This window comes from Methanofollis formosanus (genome assembly GCF_019633745.1).
GTDB lineage: Archaea > Halobacteriota > Methanomicrobia > Methanomicrobiales > Methanofollaceae > Methanofollis > Methanofollis formosanus.
Map to the genome: position 1 here is coordinate 1888005 of NZ_CP037968.1, position 20548 is coordinate 1908552.

Consider the following 20548-nt stretch of genomic DNA (forward strand, 5'->3'; position numbering starts at 1 on the left):
CATGGTCATATTTTCAGTGCTCCTCATCTTTTTCCCGGTCTATTTTCTCTGCGGCGTCTGCGCCGCGGTCTATACGGTGCTCCTCGAAAAAATTCCGTACCGGCGCCTTGCGGTCGTCGTCCCGTTTGCGGTCGTGGCGCTCTGGGTGGTCTGGGCTGCGGCGTACACTGCGGTGGGGGAGTCTTCTGTCGCCGCCAACCTCAGCGCCTTCTTCGTCTTCCACCCGATGATCGTCGTCGCTCTCCTCCCCCTTGTCAGGCGCTACGCCCACCCGCATCGTGCCTGGGCCTGGGCAGGCGGCGTCGCGGCGGTGGTGCTCATCGTCAGGCTGATCCAGGGGGCGCTCATGCCGTTCATGGTCCCGGTTCCCCCGCCGGTCCCCGGGTTTGAGGGGTTCCTGAACGAACTCGTGGAGTGGTGCGTGAACGCCCTCAAGACGGCCGGGTATGCCCTGGTCGGGTATGCGGCCCTTGCGGTGCTGGTGCATTGCTACCGGGAGGGCAAAGCGGTTGAGGGAGCAGGCGAGGAGTAGCGGCGAATACCGTGGGTCGATCAGAGGAGTCGCCCCAGAAGGATGATTGATGCGAACCCGGACTCTCGCGCCGGGGGGAGACCCCCGGACCCCCCCACGACGAAGATAGCGGGAGGATAGCAGGGTTTTTGATCCCGCTGAAACGTGATCGGCTCTCTCTCTCGTTCTATCCTCGGGGTCGTGAGGACAGGACAAGGGTGATGATCGGATGTGCCGTCCCCTCATCACCGGATCTATTCTGCAATCTCGCGAGAGGATAGGACGGGGGACGGCACGGAGCGCGTGATCCCACTGAGAAGCGATCGGCGTTCTTCCGTCCGGGTTCTATCTTCGGGGTCATGACGACGGCGAGAGCGTGGTGATCAGAATGTGCCGTCCCCGATCAATGAATCTTTTTTGCCATCTCGCGAGAGGATAGAACGGGGGACGGCCTCACGCGTGTTCCCGATGGGAAAATAGATCAGCCGTCTTTCATCTGGTTTCTCTCTTTGAGATAGTGGGGATGGGAGAGGCGTGGCGATCAGAATGTGCCGTCCCCAGTCATCGGATCTGTTCTGCCCTCTCGCGAGAAGATAAGGCGTGGGCGGCATCATGCGTGATCTCTCCGAAAAAAGATCAGCCGTCTTCCGTCCCGATCCGATCTTCGGGGTCATCACGACGGGACGGCGAGGCGATCAGACCATGCCGCACTTTTTTGGAGAATCTTTTCCGCCCTCTCGTGCGGTTGCCGGCACCGCTCTCTTCACGTCCGTTGATCATCCCTCTGGGGCTCCCCGAACCGCTCCCCGAGCGCCGCCAGCCTCCCTTTGGTGAGGTCTTCGCGCAGCAGCCCGAAGAGGAGACGGTCGTGGTAGCCGCCGCGGGCGTGCCAGTACTTCCGCTGCCGCCCCTCCTCGACGAACCCGCACTTCTCCATCACCCGCACCGATGCGACGTTCCCCTCGGCGCAGTCGCCGTTCAACCGGTAGCCGCCGAGGAGATTGAACCCGGCGTGGACCAGAAACTCGCAGGCCTCTGTCCCGTACCCCTTCCCCCAGAAGGGTTCGTCGATCTGGTAGCCGATGAGGTAGGCGCCGGGGCTGAACTCGACCGGGAGGAGGGCACACTGCCCGACGAAGGCGCCGGTCTCTTTCTCCCGGATCGTGAAGACCGGGCACTCCGGGTTCCGTCCTTCGGTCAGGGCCACCTCGATCCCCTCGACCAGGGGGAGGAAATAGCCCTCAGTCGTCTCCGGCGTGTTGGGCCCGAAGAACATCCACTCGCAGACGCTCTCTTTTGCCAGCATCCCGGCGACCGCCGGGACGTCGTCTCTCGTAAGATAGGTGAAGGTGAGTCCGGTCGTCATCGTGATCACCATGATCTTCGCCTGAGAAGAGATGGATGTTCTCATTCTGCGCCAACCGTTGCGCTTATGGCCGGTGAAGTCAGACCTGTTCAGGCTATGGCGCAGTACTCACCCGGGGACGTGGTGCTGGCCCCGGTCAGGTTCGGACGCGGCGAAGGACCGAAGGTGCGGCCCGCCGTCATCGTCGGCGAAGAGGCAGGCGGGTTCATCGAAGTTTGCCCGGTCTCGAGCACCCCACCCACCGACGCCCCCTTCGTACCCATCGACCTCGACGACTTTGCGCACGGCGGCCTCGACCTCTTTGAGGAGAGTTATGTCCTCACCGCCCACCTCTCCACCCTCAGGTGCCGCGAGGTCCGCGGGAAGAAAGGTCGACTGAACGCCGGGATCGTCGATAGGATCGTCGGGGTGATCCCGGGCCGCCAGCGTGCCCGGTGGTAGGCGACGTGATCGAATGTGCTGTCCCCCCTTTCACCGCATCTGTCCTCCCCTCTCGCGTGAGGATCGGGCGGGGGGGCGGCACAGGGCGCGCGATCCCGCCGGATAATGATCGACCCTCTCCCATCTTGGTTCTATCTTCGGGGTCACTTCAGCGAGACGGCATGGTGATCAGAATGGGCCGCCCCCTCATCATCGAATCTTTCCCGCCGTCTTGCGAGAGGATAGCCGGGGACGGCGAAGGGTGACGATCACCGTCCCGTCCCCCTCTCTATCGATCCCACAACCCTCTTATCGACCCCTGACATACCCGATAGTGTGTCGATAAAGGTAGAACTGCTTGCCATCACCCCTGACGCCGAACGGTTGATCGAGAGCGCCGGAAGAACCGCCTACCGCTCCTTCGACCGCCAGGCCCCGGGCAGTGAGAAGAAATTTATCAGGATGATCGTGAAAAACGGGCACGAGTCCGTGCTCGAACACGCCTACGCCACATTCAGGATCTCGGGGATCTCCCGCGCCTGCTCCCACCAGCTCGTCCGCCACCGCCTCTGCGCCATCACCCAGCAGTCGCAGCGCTACGTCTCCGAAGACGACTTCCCGGCCGTCGAACCCGCGTCCGTCGCCGGGAACGAGGAGGCGCACGCCCTCTACACCACATACCTCGAAGAGACGCGTAAGGCTTACAAAGCGCTCGCCGACCTCGGCGTGAGGCGGGAAGACGCCCGGTTCGTCCTCCCCAACGCCACCGAGACCGAGATGGTCGTCAGCGCCAACATGCGCGAGTGGCGCCACATCGTCGGGCTGCGGGGGAGCCGCGGGGCGCAGTGGGAGATCAGGGCGCTCGCCATCGAACTCCTCCGCATCTTCCAGGGTCACGTCCCGACGGTCTTCTGCGACTTCGAGGTGGACGAAGAGCAGCAGGTGATCAGGCGGGTCGAGGTCTGAAGGCCCGTCACCCCTCCCTGATCAGGCTCCCCGACCCCGAAATATCCTGGGTCACCGCCGGGTCGCCGCGGTAGGTGACCGTCCCGCTGCCCGCAATCTGGACGTCGAGCGCTTCGGTCGCGAAGACCTCCGCCTTCCCCGACCCGCTGATCGCCAGGTTCGTCTGTTCTGTCGTCAGGTCGAAGCCCTTGATCGTGCCAGACCCGCTGATCCCGGCATCGTGTTCGGCCGCCGTCCCGGAAAAGAGCGCCTCTCCAGAACCCGAGATGGTGCTCTCCAATGTGCTCACGTTCATATCGAGGTCGAGGTTGCCCGACCCGCTGATAGCCGTCTCCAGACGTTCCCCGACGATCTCGTTCTCGCCCAGGACGGTGCCCGACCCGCTCACCGCGAGGCGTTGCACCTCCTCCATCGACACCCTGACGACGACCGGCGTGGTGTTCCTGACACACGCGGCGTCGTGGTCGATGACCAGCACGCCGTCGGAGACTCGCGTCCGCAGCAACGGGATGATGTTGTCCTCGGCCTCGATCACCACCGGCGCGGCCGCGCCCTGCGTCACCAGCACCGTCGCGAAGGAGGTGAGTTCCACGCTCTGGAACGTCCCCACGTCCCGCGTCTCAGAGGTCACGTTCCCGGACCCGATCGTGCAGGGCGGCTGGACACACCCGGCCGCCAGCACGAGGCCGAGCAGCACTGCCGCCGCGAAAAGGTATCGTATCACCACCATCACCTGCTCCCTCTCATGGTGGGGTGCGATAAAAAAAGATAGGTCTACAGACTCTCGTCCACGACCGCCGCGACCGGTACCCCGGCCCCGATCCACCACTCGCCGTCCACCGGGAGGACGTAATCGAGGCGCTGCCCGCCGCCCTCCGGGGTGGAGATGAGATACCCCCCGCCCCGCTCCGCCATCGCCGCGCCCTCCGCGACGTACCTGACCCCGTACTCACCGACGGCGTTCGAACAGTCGGTATCCCCGGCCTCGGGCCGGGTGGAGTCGGCGAGGAGCACGCCGTCCCGGGTGAAGGCATAGACCGGGTGGCCGCCGGCGACGAACTTCCCGGTGGGGTCGCGGAAGGCGGCGAGCGCCGCGTCTTTCCCCTCCTGCAGCGCATATTCTCTTGCTTCCTCGACCGCACCGGTGAGGTCGGCGAGGATGGGGAGGGTTCTGCCGGTCGCCGGGTCCACGAGGTCGGCGAGATAGACGCCCGACCCGATCCACCAGTCGTCCCCCGCCTTCTTCACGTACCCGAGTTTTGGGGTGAGGGTGAAGTTGTCGCCCGGGTCCTGATACATGAACATGAAGAAGCCCTCGCCGGTCGCCGCCGTCTCGCAGAGTCCTTTGACCAGGAAAAGGCCCTGCGGGTCGGTGGCGTTCATCCTGGACACCCCGACCTTCTGCGGGTGGATGGGGTGGGCGAGGGTCGTGCCGTTGAAGTCCTCGACGTACAGGTAGAGGTTTCCGTCCACGAACGCGCCGTCGCGGTCGCCGAAATCCTTGAGCGCCTGCTCCTTCCCGACCGCGTCCGCGTGCTCGCAGGCGCCGGCGACGAACGCCACCACATCGTTCAGGGTCCGTTTCTCGGACACGGCCGCGTCGTCGTCCTCACCGAAGATGTCGCTGAGGTACAGCCCGGACCCCACCCAGCAGTTCCGGTTCACCGGGAGGACGTAGCCGAGTTTCAGTTCGGGCGCCCCGCCTTTTTCCGGGTTCTCCCACCCGAAGACATAGAACCCGCCGCCGTTCCGGGCGATCTCCGCACCCTTCTTCACCGGCATGACGCCGTAGGGCCCCATATACTCCGAGAGATCGGTGCCGACCATGCCGGGTGCGAGGTACGGGTGGGCGAGGAGGGTGCCCTCGTAGTTGTAAGCGTAGAGATAGAGGTTGCCGTCCGTGAACCGGCCGTCCTGTTTGTCGATCTCGGACAGGAGTGCGGCGGTGCCGTTCGTATGGGCGTAGGCGACCGCCGAACGGGTGAGACCGGTCATGTCGGTGATCTCGGCGGGCAGTTCCCCGGTCGCCCCGTCGATATAGTCGGAGAGATAGATCCCCGACCCGATCCACCAGGTTTCGTCCACCTTCTCGATATATCCCAGTTTAACCTCGTAGAGGTTCTTCATCGCCTCGTCGATCTCCCGCTCTTCGTCGGGCGGCGGGTACAGGTAGACAACGTACCCGCCCCCGTGTCCGGCGATATCGTTTGCCGCCTGCACGAAACGGAGGCCGTTGGGGGTGGTCCAGTTCGTCCGGTCGGTCCCGACCTTCTCGGGCTGATACGGGTGGGCAAGGAGGGTGTTGTTGAAGTCGTAGGCGTAGAGGTAGAGGGTGTCCCTGACAAATTCCTCGTTTTTATCTGAGAATGCCGCAAGGGCCTCGTCTTTCTCGACATTCCGGGCGTAGGCCGCGGCGTCGTGGACATATGCTTCCAGATCGTCCCCGGTGGTGCCGGTGCTCCGGGGTGTCTCTTCGGTCGTGCACCCGGCGCAGCAGAGTGTCAGGAGAAGGACGGCTGTAGTCGTAATGAAGAGGACGGCGGACCCGTTCATGGGGTTTCATCTACCTCATCTCTTTTGACTCTTTTGAAATCACGCTCGATTTTTATCGTTTTGTAGGAATAGAATGCGGGTGCGGCCTGCCCGCCATGTATATCGGCAGCGTGGACCCATAGATAGGATAGCATCTCATGGCCGACCCCCGCCGTCTCTCCTATCTCTACGCCCTCATTGCCGCGTTCCTCTTCGGGAGCGGTGCGCCGGTGGCCAAACTCTTCCTCGGCGACGTCCCGCCGGTCACCCTCGCCGCCCTCTTCTACCTGGGCAGCGGGATCGCCCTTGCCCTGTACCTGACAACTTGCCGCGCCCTGGGCCGCGACCGCCACGGCGCCGAGGCCCCGCTCGGCAGGGCCGATCTCCCCTGGCTTACCGGGGTCGTGCTCTTCGGCGGTTTCCTCGCCCCGGTCACCCTCATGTGCTCCCTTGCGTCCACGCCGGCCGCGACCGCGGCCCTCCTCCTCAACTTCGAGGCCGTGGCCACCGCTGCAATCGCCGCCTTGCTCTTTGCTGAGGCGGTCGGGAAGCGGACCTGGGCGGCGCTCGGGCTGATCACCGTATCGTGCGCGATCCTCTCCTGGGAAGGCAGCGGCGCCGCCGGGTTTTCGGTGGCGGCCCTCGGCGTCCTCCTCGCCGCCACCTTCTGGGGGATGGACAACAACCTCGCCCGCAACCTCTCGGCCAGGGATCCGCTTGCCATCGTGACCGTCAAGGGCCTTTGCGCCGGGACGCTCTCCCTCCTCGTCGCCACCCTCCTCGCCGAACCCCTTCCGTCCCCGACGACCTGCCTGGCGGCGATGGCGGTCGGGTGCATCAGCTACGGCGGCCTGACCAGCATCCTCTTCATCCTCTCGCTGCGGAGCGTCGGGACGGCACGGACCGGTTCGATCGTGGCCATCGCCCCCTTCTTCGGCGTCGCGGCCTCGTTCGTCCTCTACGCCGTACCGATCGATCCCGGGTTCTACCTCGCCCTCCCGGTGATGGCCCTCGGCGCCTGGTTCCTGGTCACCGAACGCCACGCCCACCCTCACCGCCACCCGGCGGGCGTCCACGAGCACCGGCACCGGCACGACGACCTCCACCACGAGGGCCACGACCACCCGCCCGGCACCCCGCCGCTCGACGCCCGGGGCTACCACTCCCACCCCCACGCCCACGAGGAGGTCGTCCATGACCATCCCCATGTCCCCGACATCCACCACCGGCACCGGCACGAGTGAGGGTTTTTTCCGGTGCAGCGTCACCGGCGAATGAATGGTGCCCTCCCTCTCACCGTCTCTTGAGGAGAGCAGGGTCAGAGATCCTTCTCCATCCCGAAGCACCGCTCAGAACAATGTTCGGCCGGGATGCCCGGGGCGTGCGTTCGCTTCATGAGCGATTCAACAAACCGGTCATGGAGTGATTTCCCTCCGGTTTCAGAGTTTATTCCATGTTTTAGCCGGCATAATGCAGATAACCGTCAGATCATCCCGAGAAGAAGATACACTTATATTCTCTCAGCAGAAAAGGGTGCAGGAGTAGATCTGATTCGTGGAGTTGATTACCTGAGCGATTTTCGAAACAAGAAAAAGAACACAACTGAGGGAGAGGTCGTACGAGTCCGCCTGCCGAACAAGAAGAACAAGGAGATGTTTGCGAGCGCCGACCTGATGCTCGGAGCCAACCATATCCGTGTCCGCTGCTTCGACGGGACCACCCGTGTCGGCAGGATCAAAGGAAAGATCAAGAAGCGCGTCTGGATCCGTGAAGGCGACGTCCTGATCGTCGTGCCCTGGGACTTTCAGGCCGACAAGTGCGACATCATCTACCGCTACACCCGTCCGCAGGTGGACTGGCTCCGCGGTCACGGATATCTGTGAAAAAAGATTTTTTCCGGGTGCTCAGATGCCGAGCACCTGGACCTCATATTTTTTGACGATCAGTCGGTCGACACCGCCGAGGGTGTAGGTATTGTCCCCGCTCTTATTCATCTTCAGGGTGCCGGTGAGATAGTTTTCCCAGGCCCTCGAGAACTCGCCGGTGGAGGTATAACTGACCGCCACGGTCTCTTTGGGGAGGTTCAGGGACGAAACCGTAGAATTATTAAGCTTCATCCGCACCGTCCCCATCCCGTTCCTGGACATCTCGGTGCTCGCGTTGAGGGCGACGAGGTTGATGACAAAGGTCTTCTCGCCGTTGTTAGTATCGATGTACCACCGTGGCTCGGCGATCATTGAGGATCCCCCGGCCTGCGCCCTGATCACCGCTCCGTTCTCCAGGGCGAGGGTGGCGTCCTGGGAGTCGGCGGTGTAGACGAAGGCGCCGGGGCTGAAGAGTTCTGTAGTGTTGATGGTTCCATCGTTTTTGATCACACTGATATTGAACCGCTTCCCGGTCGCGGTGGCGTTCTCCATGGTGAGCACTCCGCCGGCCACCTGGAGGGAGGTCTCCTTGTAGGGCACGCTCTTGTAGCAGAGGCTCTTGATGTCGTTCTGGAGCACCACCATCGTCTGTTCCATGTTGCGCACGTCGGCGTTGCTCTGCTGCTGCAGGAGCATCGGATAGCCGTACAGGGTGATGAGGGCGATCCCGGTCATCACCAGTCCGAAGATGATGATAAACCCGATCGCCTCCGAGACCCCGTCATCGTTTATGATCTGAAATGCCTTCATCCGTTCAAACCCCGCTTGAGTTGTAGGAGATCCGGTTGATCCCGGTCCCGGTGGTGTTCCCGGCCACCCCCATCGTCGCCCCGATCCCGGCGATGGAGATCCTGCTCATGACGTCGTCTCGCGAGACCACGACCTTCTGGTCGGAACTGTGTCGGTCGACGTCGAGGCTGACCTGATAATCCTGCCCGGCGACGTCGTCGGGGATGTTGAATGCGGTGGTGATCGAGCCGTTGTCCGGGGCGAGCACGTAGACGTCGACGATCCGCGTCGAGATCCCGTTGCCGATGTCGACGAAAGAGTGGTAAGCGAGGCGGTCTGACGGGCCTTCCATGAAGATCGCGTTCACCGAGAAGGTCATGACGATGAGGAGGACCACCAGGATCCCGGAGATGGTCATGTACTCCACCAGGTTGGAGACGCCCTCGTCGTCAGTAATAGACCGTCGCGTCATAGACTGTCACCCCGTTGTTGAAATGGAACACGGTTTTGTTGTACGTTTTCCCGGACAACTCGGTTTTTTCGACCGAGTAATCCACGATGGCGTTGTTTCGCACCTCTTCAAGCCTGACGATGTCGTTTCTGATCTCCTCGTCCATCGTACCATCGGCGGCATAGACGTCGCCCGAATCGACGAGGGTAGCGACTTCGGCGGTGAAGTCCCTGATCTCCTCTTTCGGGAACTCGAGCACGCCTTCGGCGGTGGTCTGCCCGACCAGGGTGGACTGGTTGATGACCAGGGCCAGGAAGAAGAAGGCCACCGCCACCATGAAGCCCATCAGCACGATCCACTGTGCTTCGTTGTCTAACTTCTCCATATCAGCACCTCCAGGAGCACGACCTGTGGTCGGGTTTCCATTGGGGGATTTGCCGTGTCGATCTTCACCAACCGCGTCACCCGCACCGCCTGCTCGTAACCGGTCGGATCCTGCGATGAAACGAACGTCACGGTCTGCACGGTGTCGGTATCGTTACGATACGAGACCGAGGCGGCAAACTGGAGGGTGTCGTCGGTTCCGGAAGTCCGTTGATTGAGCAAAGCGGTGAAATTGTCCTTGAACTCACCGGTTTTCCAGCCTGTGATCTCTTCCTGAAGGACGCTCTTATCCCCCTGGGTCGTCGGCGTGTCCATCACCGCCAGGACGTCGCTCCCGATCTGTTCGAGCTGCATGTCGGCGATATGCGAGTCGCCGGGGGTGTAGATGCTCATCGTCCCGCCGACGAGGTATGCCGTCGCCAGAATGATGAACGCCGCCGCAAACCCTTCGATGGTGTAAAGCTGCGCCGAGTCGTCTGTTACCATACGGCCACCTCCAGGACGGCGGGGACGAGGGAGGGAGACGTGGAGCTGTACTCCGAGTTCCCGGCGAGATAGTGCGGGATGTTGTTGCCTGTTGTGTTGTCAAAAGAGAACTGTATATCCACGGTCCTGCTCGGATCGACCATATTGAGGGTGAAGAATCCCGGGTCAAGGGTGATGGTGATGGTGTTGTTTACCTTCTCCGGCAGGTTGTCTACAGGGGTCGTATTCCCGTCGATTTTTAGGGTTGATTTCGGAGTCTGAAAGGGATTGTAGAACGTCGTTGTTCCTGTGTCCGTGTGCTTGATGAGTGTTAAACTCGTTAAATTGATATCTGTGTGAATATTATCGAGGTTTTCAAGTCTCACCTCGATCGTGTCTTCATAGGGGTTGACCCGGTACGCCGCGGGTTTTTCGAGCATCGCCGGGAAGTTCAGGGTGACGGTGAAATTTCTCCTGTCTCTGGTGGTGTCGATGGGATTGCTGTTCCCGTTGATGACAAGCGATGCGTTCTCTTTGATCATCACCGCCCGCCGGATCGATCCGTAGTCGGTGGTGTCGGCGGGGAGCGGCGCCCCGATAGGCGGGGGGGTTTCGCCGGCCTTCTTCAGCGAGATGTTGAAAGCGTACGGGTAGTCCGAGAAGAAGACCTTGCTCCTGTAATCGGATTCCGGCCTGTCCTGGAAGAACCGCTCCACCTTCGCCGTCGAGAGGATGCCGGGTGCGTCCTTCGAGACCGCAAGTCCCATCCGCTGGATCGCTCCCTCCTGTTCGCCTTGCCAGTGGGAACCGGTCCTCCCGCTGGTATCCTCGAACCACCCCGGATCCTCTGCCAGGATCACGCCGGTGCGGTAGGCGACGGCGTCGTAGTCGACGCTCGAACTCTGGAGCGAGGCGAGCATGCCCGGGACCATCGAGGCCGCGATGATGAAGGCGAGGAGGAAGACGGTGAACCCCGCGAGAAAGTCGATGGAGAGGAGGGCGGAGTCGTCGTCCCGTAGCCTCATGCCGTCGCCTCCCCGGACAGTGCGTCGAAGGATATGGAGTCGGTCTGTGTCTCCTTCGACCTGACCGTATAGATCGTGCCGACGAGGGTGAGGTCGGTCGCTTCGCCGAGGGATCGGATCTCGGCGGCGTGCTGCCGGTAGAGGGGGGCGGGCAGGATGGCGGCGTCCAGGTCCAGCGGTTCGTCCGGGAGCGGACCGTGCCAGACATACCGCGACCACCCTCCTCTGGAGTGGACCAGGAGGGAGGTGTTCCCGGCCTGCCGCACCCCAAGCGTCCAGGTGGTTGCGTTCCCGGTCAGGTCGACGTCCGACCCGCTCACCATGACGATCTCCATGCCGGTCAGGTCTTCCAGGCCCTCGCCGTCGAGGACTTCGAGTTCTCTGAGGGCCTCTTCGAGTCCGATCCGATCGTCGGCGGGCTCGGTGGTAATGTCCTGGATTCCGCCCCCGCCGGCGGGCGCCGAGGTGCACCCACAGGTCCAGGCAAGGACCAGGATGCAGAGGCCCAGGAGGGGGGCGAGGTGCGCGAGCTTCATATTATGGATCCATTTTGGGACGGTTGGTATATATGTTGTTCGAATTTCAATTGCGTCACTCTGCCGTTTGATTCGTTGTTTTTCCGATTATAATGCCGGATGTCCCCTTCCTCTCAGGCGGTGCCGGGCGACGGGGGGTGCTGAGGTGACGACCCCTATTTGATTTTCATCACCCTTTTTCAGAGAATGTCAGACCCGGACCATCCTCTATCACAAAGCGTATCTCGGATCAGACTGAACCCATGACCATGGATTGTACATGTCCCGACTTCGACGATGTCGTCCGCTTCCACGGCCACCTCTGCCCTGGCGTTACCTTCGGGTACCGGGCCGCCCTCATCGGGATGGAACGGACCGGCGCGACCCGTGCGCCTGACGAGGAGTTTGTCGCCATCGTGGAGAACGACGCCTGCGGCGTCGACGCCGTGCAGGTGATGACCGGGTGCACCGTCGGGAAGGGCAACCTCATCCTCAGGGACGTCGGCAAGAACGCCTGGACCTTCATCAACCGGACGAATGGGAAGGCCGTGCGGGTGGCGAGCCGGGGCGACGTCACGATGGACACGCTCGACCCGGAGTTCCACCCGCTCAGGGAGAAGGCCCGTTCGAGTCAGGCGACGCGGGAGGAGCGGGAGGAGTATGTCCGTCATCTCCACGCTCTCTGCGAGGCGATCAAGACCATGCCCGCAGAGAAGATCTTCCAGATCCAGGATGTCGCTCCCGAGGTGCCGGAGCGGGCCAGGATCTTCCGGTCCTATATCTGTGCGAAGTGCGGGGAGCAGGTCTCCGAGGCGCGGGCGCGGCTCGTCGACGGCGAGGTGCTCTGCATGCCGTGTGCCGGCGAGTACACCCGCGGCTGGTGAAAGAGGAAAAGTTCGGCCCTGTAGGGACCGTCGAGGCCGACGGATTACAGGGGGCGGCCGGCCCCCACCGACGTATTTTCACTGCCCTCTCGCGCCGGAGGTTTCATCCCGAACCCCCACGACGACAATAGGCGGAGGACGGCAATCTCTTCCTTCAGGATCGTTCGCTCTGCCTACTGGGTCCCATCAGCCATCCCGGAGGTCCGGGCACATGCTTCCGGCGCAAAAAAAAAGATTTATTCCTTCTTCCCCTCGCCCAGAGTGTGAATCACCAGGCCGGAGAGAAGTTTGGGTTCGAACCACGTCGACTTCGGGGGCATAACCATCCCGGCGTCGGCGATGTTCATCACCGTCTCCACGTCGACCGGCTGCATCGAGAAGGCAAGGGCGAACTCGCCCGAGTCGACCTTTGCCTCGAGGTCGGCGAGCGGCCTGGCGCCGCCGAGGTACTGGAGCCTGGGGTCGCCGCGGGGGTCGGTGATCCCGAGCATCCCTTCGAGCACCTGTTTCTGGAGGGCCGAGACGTCGAGAGACCCGGTGAGGTCATCGGGGTTCTCCACCGGGGCCGAGAGTTCGTACCATGCGCCGCCGAGGTACATGTGGACGACGTGCGTCCCTGCGGCCTCGCGGAGCGGTGCGATCTTGAAGACCGTGTCGTCGATCTCGCCGTACGGCCGCACCTCGAACTGCTCTTTGAGCGCGGCGAGGAAGGTCTCGGGCGTGTACGTGCCGAGGTCCGCGACCAACCTGGAGTAGCCGTGGATCTTCACCCGCTTGTGGGCGAAGAGGATGGCCATGAACCGCCCGTCCTCGGGCTCGTAGGTGCCGTCCTCTCTCCGCTCCTCCGCGACCGTCACCGCGGACCGCGCCCGGTGGTGACCGTCGGCGATGTAGGTGGCCGGCACCCTGGAGAAGGCGTCCTCAAGGTAGCTGAGGCTGACCGGATCACTGATCTTGAAGAGCTCGTGGACCACGCCGCTCTCGGTCTTGACCACCGCGTCGGGCTCACCCTCCGGCAGGATCGACTCGGTGTACCCGAAGATCTCGCCCTCGTCCGGGTACAGGATGACGACCAGACCGGTGTTGGCGTTCGTGGCCTCGATGTGGCGCGTGCGGTCGCGCTCCTTGTCGTAGCGCGTGTGTTCGTGCTTCTTGATGGCGTCCTCAAGGTAGTCGTCGACGTCCACGCAGGCGACGAGCCCGAGGTAGAGGTTGCCGCCCTGCTTGACGCGGTAGAGGTACATCGAGGGCTCTTCGTCGCGGGTGAGGATCCCCTGATCTTCCATCTCCTGGAGGTTCTCGCGGGCGGTCTCGTAGATCTTCTCGTCGTCGGCCGGGATGTCCCTGAGCAGGGCGTCGGTCCTGACGACCCGCAGGAATGAACTCGGGTTTTTCTTGAGGATCACTTCGGCTTCGTCTGTCGTCACGACGTCGTAGGGCACCGAGGCGATCGCTGCAGCCTGTGCGCGGTCCGGCCGCAGTCCGGAGAAACGGTATATCTTCACCATGGGGATCACAGTCTCCTGAAAGTGGGTAGTACTTACACCTGCGTCAATATATTTGCTCGTGGAGCGTACTCTCCTATAATGTCTGAGACCAGGGTATTCCTGCGGCGAGCGATGGTCACCGACCTTCCCGCCATCGCCGCCATCGAACGGGAGTCCTTTGTCGACCCGTGGAGCGAGGAGACCTTCCTCCAGGCGCTGGAGGTCTGGGCCGACATGTTTTTCGTAGCCGAGGTGGGCGGCGAGGTCGCGGGATTCCTTGTCGGCGGCGTGGAGGACACCGGCGAGGCGGTCTACGGGCACATCTGCAACTTCGCCGTGGCCGAGAAGTACCGGGGCCGGGGCATCGGCCGTCTTCTTCTCAACCGGGCCGAGCACCAGTTCGCCGTCCGCCTGGCCGAAGGAGTGCAGCTCGAGGTGCGGGTCTCGAACACCCATGCCCAGGCGTTCTATCGGAAAAATGGGTACCAGGCGGTGTTCGTCGTCGCGGGCTATTATGCCAACGGTGAGGACGCCATCCTGATGATGAAGTGGTTTTTTTAGACCTTCCAATCGCGTGACGATCGGCAGAGGGGGGAAGGAACCGAGTTCGCCCTCGCTCATCCCCGTCCGAGTTCCTGGTGCGCCCGTGCGAGATGGTGCGCGGCGAGGGCGCCGAGGAGCGAGAGTTCGCCGGCAAGCACCCCGACGCCGACCAGTTCGGCGAAGGCCTTTGCATTCGCGCCTTCGGGTTCGCCGCCGCCCGCCACACCCAGGAGACGGAGACACGCCGCCTGGGTGTCGATCCCGGTGCCGCCGCCGACCGTCCCGACCTGGACGGCCGGGAGGGTGACCGAGACGTAGACCCCGCCGTCGCCGGTCGCCTCGACGGTGGTGATCGCGCTGCTCCCCTCGACGACGTGGGCGGCGTCCTGGCCGCAGGCGAGGTACATGGCGGCGACGAGGTTCGCGGCGTGGGCGTTGAAGCCCAGGGCGCCGGCACGGGCCGAACCGATGAGGTTCTTGCGGTAGTTCACCTCGACGAGCGTCGCCGCATCGGTCTTGAAGAATTTCGTGATCTGGTCGTCGGAGAAACGGACGCCGGCGACGACGGTCTTGCCCCGGCCTTCGATGAGGTTGATGGCCGCCGGTTTCTTGTCGGTGCACATATTTCCTGAGAGGGCGATGAGCCGCGCCCCGGTCTCCGCCTCGACGAGGTCGGCGATCTTCGCGGTGGCGATGGTCGCCATGTTCATCCCCATCGCGTCCTTGGTGTCGTAGGCGCAGCGGAGGAAGACGCTGGTGCCGGTGATATAGGGGGTGATGGAGAGGAGTTTGCCCCGCGAGGTGGTCGTCTCTGCGGCGGCGGCGAGGTCGGCGACGTGGGCGGTCGCCCAGTCGGCGATCTCCTTTGCGTGCACGATGTCGCGGGCCGCGAAGACTGGCGCCCTGGTCATCCCGTCCCTGACCACCCTGACATCCGCCCCGCCGGCCTTCGTGATCGCCGAGGCCCCGCGGTTGGCTGAGGCGACGAGCGCCCCTTCGGTGGTGGCGAGCGGGAGGTAATATTCACCCTTTGCGTATTCGCCGTTCACCTGCACCGGCCCGGCCACGCCGACCGGCACCTGGACCGCCCCGATCATGTTCTCGATGTTCCGCCTGACCACCCGGTCGATGCCGATGGAGAAGGAACCGAGGGCCGCCAGGTCGGTCCCGCTCTCCTCCTCGACAAAGGTCCGCCGCACCCTGATGGCCTCTTCGGGCGGAAACTCCTTTTCAAGGGCGTAAAGTTTGAGGGTTCCTTTTTTTAGTCTTGCAAGAGCATCTTCCATGGAAGTATAGAGGGACACGATACCTCTTGAACTTATGGAATCCTCTGTTCCGGGGTTTTCGTAAGGTTTCAGGGCGGTATCGGGCCCTTATCGGTGAGGGAGATACAGGGTATCATGGATGACGAAGAGCGGGTGCGGCGGTGGTGTCGACGGGTGGAGAAACGGCGTGCGGAAGCGGAGCGGCAGGCCCTGATCGCCGGCGGGTTGCTGGACCGGGGGGTGCGGCCCTGCGCCGACGGCGACGACCTCCTCCTCCCGCTCGTCGAGCGGGTGGAGGGCGCCGAGGAGGCGATGTTCAAACCTTTCCCGCACCACGAGGACCTGCCCAGGCACGAACTCGTCGGCGGGATCGCGATCATGCAGGAGGAGGACCGGGCCGGTGCCGCCCGCGTCCTCGCCTCCCGCCCGTCGCTGCACACCGTGCTCTTCCCCACCTCCGCGGTGGAGGGAGAGTTCAGGACCAGGGAGTTCCTGGTGCTTGCCGGCGAGGAGACGACTCAAACGGTGGTCACCGAGCACGGCCACCACTTTGTCGTCGACCTGGCCCGCGCCTATTTCTCGGCCCGCCTCTCCACCGAGCGCCAGCGGGTCTGCGATGAGATGACGGAGGGTGAGCGGGTCGTCGATATGTTCGCGGGCGTCGGGCCCTTCGCCCTCACCCTCGCCGACCGCGCTTCTCTCGTCGTCGCCGCCGACCTCAACCCCGCGGCCGTCTCTCTGCTCTGCGAGAACATCAGAAAGAACCAGAAGACCAACGTCATCCCGGTCCTCGCCGACGCCATCCACCTGCCGGGCGTCTTCGGCCGGACCTTCGACCGGGTGATCATGAACCTCCCGATGGAGTCGGTCCAGTTTCTCGGGGCCGCCTTCGCCCTCTGCCGTCCGGGCGGGACGATCCATTTCTATGCCCTGGTGGACGAGGAGGGGAAGTATCTCGATGCGATCCGGGCCTTCCCGGTGGCGGAGGTGCGGGAGCGCCGCGTGCGGAGTTACTCGCCGGCTGAGTGGCACGCGGTGTATGAGATTGAGGTCGGGGGGTGAGTCTCTTTTTTCGGTTTGTGAAGGGATGTTTCACTGGGAGCAGCGCCGCCGTCTCCAGGGCGGTATGAAGATCAGGTGTGCCGTGCTCCTGCTGATAAAGATCAGGCCTCCCTGTCCCGGTTCGATCTTCGGGGTCATGACAACGGGGGGGGTGTGGCGGTCAGAACGTGCCGTCTCCCATCGCACGATCTTTCCTGTTGTCTCGCGAGAGGATAGGACGGGGGACGGCATGAACAGGTGATCCTACTGAGAATTGATCAGCACTCTCCCGTCCGGGTTCTATCTTCGGGGTCATGAAACCGGGATGGCGTGGTGATCCAAACGTGCCGTCCCCTCATCACTGAATTTGTTCTGATATTTCGCGAGGGGATAGGACGGGGGACGGCACGAGGCGCGTGATCCCGCTGAAAAAAAGATCAGGTCTCCTTTTCCTGGTTCTATCTCCGGGGTCATGACAACGGGAAAGGTACGATGATCAGAACCTGCCGCCTCCTCATCACAGGATCTTCATCGCCCTCTCGCGCTGCGGGTCTCCGGATCCGGTCGTCGCTCTGCCATAGGGAAAGTTGATCGAGGAATTCACCAGAACCGGAAAAAAGAGAAATCGGAGGTATCGTTTTACACAGGAGGAATCACGAAGTCCCGCTCACATCGGAGCGAACTTCGTTCCATAGTAGATGACCCCGCTCTCGCCCTCGGCGCCGATCTTGCGGAAGACCCCTTTGACCGGCATCCCGATCGAGACCTCTTCGGGCGCACAGACGAGCTGCGTCGTCAGCCTCGGGCCTTCCTCGAGTTCGACGATGGCCAGGACATAGGGCGTCAGGGCCGAGAACTGGTCGCTCGCTGTCCTGATCACCGAGTAGGTCACGACCTTGCCGACACCCTTGAAGGTGTGGTTGACGATCGTGCCCTCGCGCCGGCAGTCAGGGCAGATGTTCCTGGGCGGATAGAAGTACCGCCCGCAGGTCTCGCAGTGCGTCCCCTCCAGGTTGTAACGCTGGGGGATCTTTCTCCAGAAGCGTGGTACCGACATCTCAGGCCCTCCCGAAGATATGCGCGGCGACCGTCGCACCGGTCCCGCCGACATTGTGCGTCATGCCGATCTCGGCCCCGTCGACCTGCCGCTTCCCGGCCTCGCCGCGGAGCTGGAGCACGGCCTCGCAGACCTGCTTGATACCGGTCGCACCGACCGGGTGACCGCAGGCCTTCAGCCCGCCGCTGGTGTTCACCGGGATCTGGCCGCCCAGGGCGGTGGCGCCTTCTTCGGTGAACTTCCCGGCCTCGCCCTTCTTGCAGAAGCCGAGGTCTTCGATGGCGCAGATCTCTGCGATGGTGAAACAGTCGTGGACCTCGACGAAGTCGATCTCTTTTCGCTCAAGCCCGGCCATCTTGAAGGCCCGGTTGCCCGCGGCCACGCTCGCGTCCAGGGTCGAGATGTCCCGGCGGTCATGGAGCGCGATGGTGTCGCTGGCCTGGGCGGTTGCGAGCACCTTGATCGGGGTGTCGGTGAACTTCTTCGCCATCTCCAGCGGTGCGACGACCACGGCCGCCGCCCCGTCGGTGATCGGCGAACAGTCGAAGAGCCGCAGCGGGTCGGCGACCATCGTCGAGTTGGTCACCGTGCCCAGGGAGATCTCCTTCTGGAACTGTGCGATGGGGTTGCGTGCGCCGTTGTAGTGGTTCTTCACCGCCACCTGGGCGAGCTGCTCTCTGGTCAACCCGTACCGGTGGATATAGTCGTTGGCGATCATCGCATACAGACCGGGGAAGGTCGCCCCGGCAAAGCTCTCCCACTCGCGGTCCGCCGCCCCGGCCAGGGCGTCGGTGGAGAGACTGGTGTCGACGTCGGTCATCTTCTCGACCCCGGCGGCGACGACGATGTCGGACATTCCGGAGGCGACCGAGATGACCGCCTCGCGGAAGGCAAGGCCGCCCGAGGCGCAGGCCGCCTCGACACGGGTCGCGGGGATGTGTTCGGAGGCGAGCCCGGCGTAGTCGGCGATGAGCGCGCCGATGTGTTCCTGCTCGATAAACCGGCCGGCGCTCATGTTGCCGACGTACATCGCGTCGATCTGTTCGCCCGCGAGGTTGGCGTCCTCGATGGCGCTGACGCCTGCCTCAACAAAGAGGTTCCTGAAGGAACGGTCCCACCATTCGCCGAATTTGGTGCAGCCGATCCCGATTACTGCTACGTCTCTCATTTTTGCACCATGATCTTACCCTTGTGCTTGGCATACTGTGCATAGTCGAGATAGATCGGGTTGGCGAGGAGGTCTTCCACCGACGGCGCCGCCGCCCGGTCGAAGACGGTGGTGTCCGCGATCAGGTCGGTGACCGTGATGTCGAAGGCGTCGCTGCCCGCACCCGAGCCGAAGGAGGTGACGAAGATCCGGTCGCCCGGTTCGGCGACGTCGAGGGTCGCCGCAAGCCCGACCATCGAGGCGCCCGAGTAGGTGTTGCCAAGGCGCGGCACGACGAGGCCGGGTTTGATCTGCTCTTTCGTGAACCCGAGCATGCCGGCGACGCGGGAGGGGAACTTCGCGTTCGGCTGGTGGAAGACGGCGTAGTCGTAGTCGGAGGGCGAGGTCCCCATCTGTTCGAGCATCATCCTGGCCGCGCCCTGGACGTGCTTGAAGTAGCCGGGGTCGCCGGTGAACCGTCCGCCGTGGCGGGGGTACGCCTGCCCTTCCCGGCGCCAGAAGTCCGGGGTGTCGGTGGTGAAGGAGCAGGTGTGGTTGATCTCGGCGATCGGATCTTTCGAGCCGATGACCATCGCGCACCCGCCGGCCGCGGCGGTGTACTCGAGGGCGTCGCCGGGCGCGCCCTGGGCGACGTCGGCGCCGACGGCGATGCCGTATGTCACCATCTCGCTCCCGACCAGACCCATGCAGGTCTGAACGGCGGCGGTGCCGGCCTTGCATGCAAACTCGTAGTCGGCCGCGGTCATCACCGGGGTCGCCCCGATGGCCGCGCCGACGGTCGCCGCCGTCGGTTTGACGGCGTACGGGTGGGACTCGGAACCGACATAGATTGCGCCGATGCCGTCACGGTCGACGTCTCTTCTGAGGAGTGCGTTTCTGGTCGCCTCGACGGCGATGGTTGCGGTGTCTTCGTCGAGGTCGGGGACCGACTTCTCCTGAACGCCGAGACCGCCGGAGATGTCCTTGGGGTTGTCCCCCCAGACCCGGGCGATCTCCTCGACCTTGATCCTGAACCTGGGGATGTATGCCCCATAACTGATGATGCCTACCATTCTTTTTCCCTCAATGTGCTCACGATTTCTTCGACGTCCATCGATGTACAGAGAACGGTGATACGGTCCCGTTCCGCCAGTTTCGGGACCAGAGGGTGGACCTGCTCGACTTCGAGTCCTTGCAGGAAGATGCACCGCGGTTTGAAGGGGGTCACTCTGATCGCCACCAGCGGGGACTTCCCGGTCGAGACATTGGTGAAGATGAGCGCACGTTCGGTGCTCCAGCCGTAGATGCGGTTGAACTCGTTGGAGGAGAGTTGCATGATCGCGTTGAGGCTGTTGACCACGGTGTACCCGAAGATCGAGAGGTCTTCTGATCCGCACAGTCTTCGCGCCTCCACGGCCTCCGCAAACTCGGTCAGCGGGACTGAGGATGCGTAGTCGTGGATGTCGTAGATGACGTCGTCGTCGTCAAAGGCGTTGTAGAGGATCCTGGAGAATCGCTGGATGTATTTTCCGCCGTTCTCCTCGTCGATGGAGAGGATGGTGTCGACGATCTTGCCGACCACGGCGGTCCCGGGACTTTTGCGCCTGCCTCCCTCGTAGTCGGAGATGACCGAGGGAGAGACGCCGAGCCGCTCGGAGAGCACTCCCTGGGGAATGCCGAAGCTCATGCGCCATTTTTTCAGGGCTTTTCCCGGTGAGTCCGAGAGCGTAATCTCACCCGCCATCTTCTCGGCAAGCTGCTTACGCAGTTCGGAGTTCATGAGGATAGATGTTTACCAGGCAGATTAAATAATTAACGAATCGGCCATCGACAAT

At 63.1% G+C, this 20548-nt stretch carries 23 protein-coding genes; 8 read left to right on the plus strand and 15 right to left on the minus strand.

Features of this window, described 5'->3' with window-relative positions:
• Nucleotide 1: 1 nt before the first annotated feature.
• Nucleotides 2-532, plus strand: a complete 531-nt coding sequence (locus E2N92_RS08625) for a hypothetical protein (protein ID WP_220680784.1) — start codon at nt 2-4, stop codon at nt 530-532.
• A 742-nt stretch (nt 533-1274) separates the two neighbouring features.
• On the opposite strand, the gene E2N92_RS08630 is transcribed toward E2N92_RS08625, so the two are convergent.
• Nucleotides 1275-1889, minus strand: coding sequence for a GNAT family N-acetyltransferase (locus tag E2N92_RS08630; protein ID WP_220680785.1), 615 nt, complete (start codon nt 1887-1889; stop codon nt 1275-1277).
• A gap of 84 nt (nt 1890-1973) precedes the next feature.
• On the opposite strand from E2N92_RS08630, the gene E2N92_RS08635 reads away from it, so the two are divergent.
• Together E2N92_RS08635 and thyX are read left to right on the plus strand one after the other, a co-directional pair.
• Nucleotides 1974-2318, plus strand: coding sequence for a type II toxin-antitoxin system PemK/MazF family toxin (locus E2N92_RS08635; protein ID WP_220680786.1), 345 nt, complete (start codon nt 1974-1976; stop codon nt 2316-2318).
• A gap of 315 nt (nt 2319-2633) precedes the next feature.
• On the plus strand, nt 2634-3263 hold the full coding sequence (gene thyX, locus E2N92_RS08640; RefSeq protein ID WP_220680787.1) for an FAD-dependent thymidylate synthase: 630 nt from the start codon (nt 2634-2636) through the stop codon (nt 3261-3263).
• A gap of 7 nt (nt 3264-3270) precedes the next feature.
• Here thyX and E2N92_RS08645 read toward each other — a convergent pair whose 3' ends face one another.
• Nucleotides 3271-3993 carry a head GIN domain-containing protein gene (locus tag E2N92_RS08645; protein WP_220680788.1) on the minus strand — a complete coding sequence of 241 codons (723 nt, stop codon included), beginning with the start codon at nt 3991-3993 and terminating at the stop codon, nt 3271-3273.
• A 44-nt stretch (nt 3994-4037) separates the two neighbouring features.
• The gene (locus tag E2N92_RS08650; RefSeq protein ID WP_220680789.1) at nt 4038-5816 is read right to left on the minus strand and encodes a cache domain-containing protein; all 1779 of its coding nucleotides are present in this window, start codon (nt 5814-5816) and stop codon (nt 4038-4040) included.
• 137 nt (nt 5817-5953) lie between these two features.
• Here E2N92_RS08650 and E2N92_RS08655 point away from each other — a divergent pair, with 137 nt between their 5' ends.
• Together E2N92_RS08655 and eif1A are read left to right on the plus strand one after the other, a co-directional pair.
• A complete protein-coding gene (locus E2N92_RS08655; protein WP_220680790.1) occupies nt 5954-7039 on the plus strand; it encodes a DMT family transporter in 1086 nt (361 codons plus the stop codon).
• 324 nt (nt 7040-7363) lie between these two features.
• Complete coding sequence (gene eif1A / locus E2N92_RS08660) at nt 7364-7678, plus strand: translation initiation factor eIF-1A (protein ID WP_220682982.1); 315 nt, start codon at nt 7364-7366, stop codon at nt 7676-7678.
• Between the two features lie 21 nt (nt 7679-7699).
• Here eif1A and E2N92_RS08665 read toward each other — a convergent pair whose 3' ends face one another.
• From E2N92_RS08665 to E2N92_RS08690, 6 genes are read right to left on the minus strand one after another with little or no spacing between them, the layout of a single operon-like run.
• A complete protein-coding gene (locus tag E2N92_RS08665; protein WP_220680791.1) occupies nt 7700-8470 on the minus strand; it encodes a DUF7289 family protein in 771 nt (256 codons plus the stop codon).
• 4 nt (nt 8471-8474) lie between these two features.
• Complete coding sequence (locus E2N92_RS08670; RefSeq protein ID WP_220680792.1) at nt 8475-8921, minus strand: hypothetical protein; 447 nt, start codon at nt 8919-8921, stop codon at nt 8475-8477.
• Nucleotides 8899-9285 (minus strand): hypothetical protein, encoded by a 387-nt coding sequence (locus E2N92_RS08675; protein WP_220680793.1) that lies wholly within the window; start codon nt 9283-9285, stop codon nt 8899-8901. The genes E2N92_RS08670 and E2N92_RS08675 overlap by 23 nt, the downstream gene beginning before the upstream one ends.
• Nucleotides 9273-9770, minus strand: coding sequence for a DUF7288 family protein (locus E2N92_RS08680; RefSeq protein WP_220680794.1), 498 nt, complete (start codon nt 9768-9770; stop codon nt 9273-9275). Before E2N92_RS08680 ends, E2N92_RS08675 begins: the two co-directional genes overlap by 13 nt.
• Nucleotides 9764-10774: a hypothetical protein gene (locus tag E2N92_RS08685; protein ID WP_220680795.1), complete on the minus strand. Its 1011-nt coding sequence runs from the start codon at nt 10772-10774 to the stop codon at nt 9764-9766. The genes E2N92_RS08680 and E2N92_RS08685 overlap by 7 nt, the downstream gene beginning before the upstream one ends.
• Nucleotides 10771-11310, minus strand: coding sequence for a hypothetical protein (locus E2N92_RS08690; protein ID WP_220680796.1), 540 nt, complete (start codon nt 11308-11310; stop codon nt 10771-10773). The genes E2N92_RS08685 and E2N92_RS08690 overlap by 4 nt, the downstream gene beginning before the upstream one ends.
• A gap of 248 nt (nt 11311-11558) precedes the next feature.
• On the opposite strand from E2N92_RS08690, the gene E2N92_RS08695 reads away from it, so the two are divergent.
• Nucleotides 11559-12173, plus strand: a complete 615-nt coding sequence (locus tag E2N92_RS08695) for an FmdE family protein (protein ID WP_220680797.1) — start codon at nt 11559-11561, stop codon at nt 12171-12173.
• Nucleotides 12174-12409: 236 nt separating this feature from the next.
• Here E2N92_RS08695 and E2N92_RS08700 read toward each other — a convergent pair whose 3' ends face one another.
• On the minus strand, nt 12410-13681 hold the full coding sequence (locus tag E2N92_RS08700; protein WP_220680798.1) for a DUF1015 domain-containing protein: 1272 nt from the start codon (nt 13679-13681) through the stop codon (nt 12410-12412).
• Between the two features lie 78 nt (nt 13682-13759).
• Between E2N92_RS08700 and rimI the strand changes: the two genes are divergently transcribed.
• Nucleotides 13760-14221, plus strand: a complete 462-nt coding sequence (gene rimI / locus E2N92_RS08705; RefSeq protein ID WP_220680799.1) for a ribosomal protein S18-alanine N-acetyltransferase — start codon at nt 13760-13762, stop codon at nt 14219-14221.
• 56 nt (nt 14222-14277) lie between these two features.
• Here rimI and hmgA read toward each other — a convergent pair whose 3' ends face one another.
• Nucleotides 14278-15489, minus strand: coding sequence for a hydroxymethylglutaryl-CoA reductase (NADPH) (gene hmgA, locus E2N92_RS08710; protein WP_220680800.1), 1212 nt, complete (start codon nt 15487-15489; stop codon nt 14278-14280).
• A 114-nt stretch (nt 15490-15603) separates the two neighbouring features.
• On the opposite strand from hmgA, the gene E2N92_RS08715 reads away from it, so the two are divergent.
• Nucleotides 15604-16530, plus strand: coding sequence for a class I SAM-dependent methyltransferase (locus tag E2N92_RS08715; protein ID WP_220680801.1), 927 nt, complete (start codon nt 15604-15606; stop codon nt 16528-16530).
• 646 nt (nt 16531-17176) lie between these two features.
• On the opposite strand, the gene E2N92_RS08720 is transcribed toward E2N92_RS08715, so the two are convergent.
• The 4 genes from E2N92_RS08720 to E2N92_RS08735 are packed head-to-tail and all read right to left on the minus strand — an operon-like array spanning nt 17177 to nt 20493.
• The gene (locus tag E2N92_RS08720; protein ID WP_220680802.1) at nt 17177-17566 is read right to left on the minus strand and encodes a Zn-ribbon domain-containing OB-fold protein; all 390 of its coding nucleotides are present in this window, start codon (nt 17564-17566) and stop codon (nt 17177-17179) included.
• A gap of 1 nt (nt 17567) precedes the next feature.
• Nucleotides 17568-18734 carry an acetyl-CoA acetyltransferase gene (locus E2N92_RS08725; protein WP_220680803.1) on the minus strand — a complete coding sequence of 389 codons (1167 nt, stop codon included), beginning with the start codon at nt 18732-18734 and terminating at the stop codon, nt 17568-17570.
• Nucleotides 18731-19786: a hydroxymethylglutaryl-CoA synthase gene (locus E2N92_RS08730; protein ID WP_220680804.1), complete on the minus strand. Its 1056-nt coding sequence runs from the start codon at nt 19784-19786 to the stop codon at nt 18731-18733. The genes E2N92_RS08725 and E2N92_RS08730 overlap by 4 nt, the downstream gene beginning before the upstream one ends.
• Nucleotides 19780-20493, minus strand: a complete 714-nt coding sequence (locus E2N92_RS08735; RefSeq protein WP_220680805.1) for a helix-turn-helix domain-containing protein — start codon at nt 20491-20493, stop codon at nt 19780-19782. Before E2N92_RS08735 ends, E2N92_RS08730 begins: the two co-directional genes overlap by 7 nt.
• Nucleotides 20494-20548: the final 55 nt, after the last annotated feature.

What these genes read in the sequence shown, in the direction of transcription:
- E2N92_RS08625 (WP_220680784.1), top strand. Translation starts at nt 2, where the DNA reads ATGGTCATATTTTCAGTGCTCCTCATCTTTTTCCCGGTCTATTTTCTC.
- E2N92_RS08630 (WP_220680785.1), bottom strand. Translation starts at nt 1,889, where the DNA reads ATGGTGATCACGATGACGACCGGACTCACCTTCACCTATCTTACGAGA.
- E2N92_RS08635 (WP_220680786.1), top strand. Translation starts at nt 1,974, where the DNA reads ATGGCGCAGTACTCACCCGGGGACGTGGTGCTGGCCCCGGTCAGGTTC.
- E2N92_RS08645 (WP_220680788.1), bottom strand. Translation starts at nt 3,993, where the DNA reads ATGGTGGTGATACGATACCTTTTCGCGGCGGCAGTGCTGCTCGGCCTC.
- E2N92_RS08650 (WP_220680789.1), bottom strand. Translation starts at nt 5,816, where the DNA reads ATGAACGGGTCCGCCGTCCTCTTCATTACGACTACAGCCGTCCTTCTC.
- E2N92_RS08655 (WP_220680790.1), top strand. Translation starts at nt 5,954, where the DNA reads ATGGCCGACCCCCGCCGTCTCTCCTATCTCTACGCCCTCATTGCCGCG.
- E2N92_RS08665 (WP_220680791.1), bottom strand. Translation starts at nt 8,470, where the DNA reads ATGAAGGCATTTCAGATCATAAACGATGACGGGGTCTCGGAGGCGATC.
- E2N92_RS08670 (WP_220680792.1), bottom strand. Translation starts at nt 8,921, where the DNA reads ATGACGCGACGGTCTATTACTGACGACGAGGGCGTCTCCAACCTGGTG.
- E2N92_RS08675 (WP_220680793.1), bottom strand. Translation starts at nt 9,285, where the DNA reads ATGGAGAAGTTAGACAACGAAGCACAGTGGATCGTGCTGATGGGCTTC.
- E2N92_RS08680 (WP_220680794.1), bottom strand. Translation starts at nt 9,770, where the DNA reads ATGGTAACAGACGACTCGGCGCAGCTTTACACCATCGAAGGGTTTGCG.
- E2N92_RS08685 (WP_220680795.1), bottom strand. Translation starts at nt 10,774, where the DNA reads ATGAGGCTACGGGACGACGACTCCGCCCTCCTCTCCATCGACTTTCTC.
- E2N92_RS08690 (WP_220680796.1), bottom strand. Translation starts at nt 11,310, where the DNA reads ATGAAGCTCGCGCACCTCGCCCCCCTCCTGGGCCTCTGCATCCTGGTC.
- E2N92_RS08695 (WP_220680797.1), top strand. Translation starts at nt 11,559, where the DNA reads ATGGATTGTACATGTCCCGACTTCGACGATGTCGTCCGCTTCCACGGC.
- E2N92_RS08700 (WP_220680798.1), bottom strand. Translation starts at nt 13,681, where the DNA reads ATGGTGAAGATATACCGTTTCTCCGGACTGCGGCCGGACCGCGCACAG.
- rimI (WP_220680799.1), top strand. Translation starts at nt 13,760, where the DNA reads ATGTCTGAGACCAGGGTATTCCTGCGGCGAGCGATGGTCACCGACCTT.
- hmgA (WP_220680800.1), bottom strand. Translation starts at nt 15,489, where the DNA reads ATGGAAGATGCTCTTGCAAGACTAAAAAAAGGAACCCTCAAACTTTAC.
- E2N92_RS08715 (WP_220680801.1), top strand. Translation starts at nt 15,604, where the DNA reads ATGGATGACGAAGAGCGGGTGCGGCGGTGGTGTCGACGGGTGGAGAAA.
- E2N92_RS08720 (WP_220680802.1), bottom strand. Translation starts at nt 17,566, where the DNA reads ATGTCGGTACCACGCTTCTGGAGAAAGATCCCCCAGCGTTACAACCTG.
- E2N92_RS08725 (WP_220680803.1), bottom strand. Translation starts at nt 18,734, where the DNA reads ATGAGAGACGTAGCAGTAATCGGGATCGGCTGCACCAAATTCGGCGAA.
- E2N92_RS08730 (WP_220680804.1), bottom strand. Translation starts at nt 19,786, where the DNA reads ATGGTAGGCATCATCAGTTATGGGGCATACATCCCCAGGTTCAGGATC.
- E2N92_RS08735 (WP_220680805.1), bottom strand. Translation starts at nt 20,493, where the DNA reads ATGAACTCCGAACTGCGTAAGCAGCTTGCCGAGAAGATGGCGGGTGAG.